The organism is Terrisporobacter muris, assembly GCF_024621905.1.
GTDB classification, from domain to species: Bacteria; Bacillota; Clostridia; order Peptostreptococcales; family Peptostreptococcaceae; genus Terrisporobacter; species Terrisporobacter muris.
The window spans coordinates 1-3454 of sequence record NZ_JANKBY010000353.1; the positions used below are offsets into that span (position 1 = coordinate 1).

The 3454-nt window shown below is 28.3% G+C and carries 3 protein-coding genes; all 3 read right to left on the bottom strand.

Annotated elements, in window-relative coordinates:
* Nucleotides 1–525 precede the first annotated feature (525 nt).
* On the bottom strand, nucleotides 526–2886 hold the full coding sequence (locus tag NSA58_RS17595; protein WP_257560752.1) for a hypothetical protein: 2361 nt from the start codon (nucleotides 2884–2886) through the stop codon (nucleotides 526–528).
* On the bottom strand, nucleotides 2876–3109 hold the full coding sequence (locus tag NSA58_RS17600; protein WP_257560753.1) for a hypothetical protein: 234 nt from the start codon (nucleotides 3107–3109) through the stop codon (nucleotides 2876–2878). The genes NSA58_RS17595 and NSA58_RS17600 overlap by 11 nt, the downstream gene beginning before the upstream one ends.
* Before the next feature lie 12 nt (nucleotides 3110–3121).
* On the bottom strand, nucleotides 3122–3454 hold a 333-nt coding region (locus tag NSA58_RS17605; protein WP_257560754.1), incomplete at its 5' end, for a hypothetical protein.

Sequence of the window (3454 nt, forward strand, 5' to 3'; positions counted from 1 at the left end):
AAAATGTCAGTTAATTAGCAGTAGAATATATTCGGTATACCTAGTAAACATTACCTTAAATCCCTGAAATACTCTACTAAGGCAATTCAAAGTAAACCTCATTCGTAATATATACTATTCCTTTTGGGAGTATATATTAAAACATTCAATCGTTGCAAACACTGAGTTTGATAAATATTTATACTTGAATTGTCAGTATCATTGTCAGTTTTGAAGTTATCAACAGGTAAAAACTTAACTTATCCACATTTTATCAACAATCTTCATAGGCTAGGGAACTAATCCCTAGCTCTTTATATTTTATACTAAATTTTATAATTTAGGAATATTTTTAGGATGCCTTTGCATATGCTATAACATGCGAAGCGAATATGTAGCAAGTGAAACGAAGTAAACTTGACGGAATATGAGTAAAGCGGTTATGTTAGTTTTAGCAACCTAACCACAATATGCTTAATTTAATATAAGTGTCAAAATAAATAGGAGAATTTATATTCTCCTATTTTTATGTTTAATTATGTTGTTCTACGCTATTAATTCTTGATGTACATCTTTGTTATCTTTCACTTTTAACTCTGGTGGCAACTTAGTAACTAACGCTTTAAAACCATTATTAACTTTTAATAAATGTAATGCATGATATCTCTTAAGATTAATTAAGTCACTTGAGCAATATCCTTGCTCTTCGAATTCTTCTTCTAACATTTCAAATACTTTCTTATTAACCCCGCTTATTAATGTATACGATACATTTGCGCCTTCTAAACTTGCTAAACACTCTTTAGATAACCCCTCTAGGTTATGAAGAGTTAATATATATTTTAATCCGAACTTGGCACTTTGTAAGAATGTACTTTCAAGTATTTTTTGCGCTGTAGGAACTTGGAATATTTCATCTATAAGAAGCGTAACCCTAGCTGGATATTTATTTCCTTTGGCATTTTCTCTATGTCCTCTTATCTTAGTTGCCAACCATATCTTTTGCATGAAGAATGTTGTAACTACATCTTTACTAGTTACATCATCAAAATCACAATCTCTCATTCTAATAATTATAACTTTTCCTTCATCCATAGCCTTAATTAAATCAATATTCTCAGTAGGATCTTTACTAAACATTGCATCAATAACATCATTTTCTCTAAATAAATCTATTCTATCGATTATACCTTCTATTTTATTTTCTTTAGTGCCACATATTTCTGGAATAGGATTATCTTTAGTAGGTTTTGAATATTCATCCAATTCTAATAAAGATATTATGCTATCCTCTAATAATTGTTTTAGTTCATTACTTAAACTGTTTATATATTCGTGTCTTACTGTATGAATTTGCAATATTCTCATAACATCTCTCATGCTCGAACTATTGTAGCAAAATGCTACCCTAGCTGCAGCACCTAAATATTTTCTCATTTTAGGTGGTAATTGTTTTTCATCATTATTCATTATGTTAACTAACTCTAGCATCATGCTTGTTTTTCTTCTAGTTATTTTATTTATTTCAAAAGCATTCATATCTTCTTTTATCATAAGTTCATTGTAAGCTAAAGCTTGAATGCATTCCCAAACAGATAAATCGATATCTATTAATCTATCTTTAGGTGTTATACTGGCTATTACATCTGCAAACTCGCAATTTTTAATAAAATCCGGAATTATTAACCCTTCTCCAGCATCAATAATATTTTTACACATATTTATACTTAGAGTAGATTTACCACTTCTGCTACCTCCAAGGATAGCATGAGGTAGTGATTTTAAGTCTTCATCATTATTGGCAAATACAGTTTCTATATTATCTTTATATCTGTTATCACCTAAATTTATCATTCCTTCTTTAAGCTCTTGCGGAACTTTAGTCTCTTTAACATCTTTATGTTCTATAACATTATATTGATTTATTAGTTCAGCTCCTGGAACTGCTATAAAGTTATTACATTCATCTACACTGGTACTATTAACAGTAACATTATTTATTGTAACTGCATCTAAATTTAAGTCTTTCTTAACTTCTTTATATATAAGTTCATTGTCATTTGTAATACTCTTAAAACTATTACACATTGTTCTAGCTATAGATATTTCTTTATCTTTAGTAGTTGACTTAGCGACAACTAATATTTGTGTCTTGCATAGATCCTTATCATATTTATTTTCAGTGCATGTGGATATTCTCCTTTTTATACCTATGCTTTTAGTTGTATTGACTTGCTTTTGCATAGTATTAAAAAAGTCATCTATATATCCAATTATAAATTTAAGAGCCATTACAATTATATCCCATATATTTTTATTTTTCTTCAGGTTATCTCCGTTTTTATATTTCTCAATTGCATCTTTATATATTGTTCTAAAATAGTTTGTTTCTCTATCAGATGTCGGAATGAAATTATAGTATATGCCCACACTTTCTTTCTCTTCCAATACTTCTAAAACACTCATATTCGCATTTAGAAGGTCGTTGTTTCTCTTGTCTACATCTAGACTAAGTACATCATTGTATTTATATTTTAGTTGGTATCTAGTACATTCATTTACGTTTACTGGTAATCCTTCAACTTCTTTTATCTCTATGTTTTTCCAGGTACTTGCTATTTTGGTCTTAAAGTTATCTAAGTGAAAGCTAGGAACTATAAAAAAGAATTGTATTTCATCTTTAGTGATGTGTATATAATAAGAAGCTTTAGTTTGACATTCTATTCTTAACTTCTTATTTTCATACTTTATCATTTGATTTGTTTTAAGGTACATCTTATTTATTAAGACAGCTATATTTGAAGTTGTGTTATTTCTATTTGATTTAGTTGGTATGAGCTGTAATGTAACATACTTATGATTTTTAATTTCTATAAATTTATATATCTTATTTTTCTTATTTAACACCTAATATCACCGCCCCTAAGATTCTAATGATTAAATATATAACTGGACTTAACATTGCTGCATCTTTCCCTTTTTTAGAACCAAATACAAATAATAATAATCCTATTAAGCCACCTATAAGACATATCCAATAACTACTTAGAACTATATCTTTGCCTAACTCTTTCAACCAACTTGCTATCATATTTCCAGGATTTAAACTTTTAAAGATTTTTTCTAACATATTTTATCCCTCCTAAAACTTTATTCCTTTAAATAAGTCAAATAATTGTGGGAAGAATTGTATAAATAAATATCCTAAAAAGTATTGTATCCCTTCTGTGCTTGCCTGTTTCATATTGCCACCATTTAGCATTGTCCCTATCATATTTTTAATTCCCATACCGATACATCCCCATTTTGCTACGCTTAAAAGCATATCTATTATTTGATTTCCTACTTTATCTAAACTATCTTCAAAACCACTAGCATTGCAATTGATATTAAAATGTAACATTAACGCAGTTGTAAATATTAATTTAGCATACATAACTTTATTCGTTTTGATATGATCTATTATTCTTTCAAC

Bases quoted from the DNA above. Each gene is read 5' to 3' on its own strand.
- NSA58_RS17600 (WP_257560753.1), bottom strand. From the start codon at position 3,109: ATGTTAGAAAAAATCTTTAAAAGTTTAAATCCTGGAAATATGATAGCA.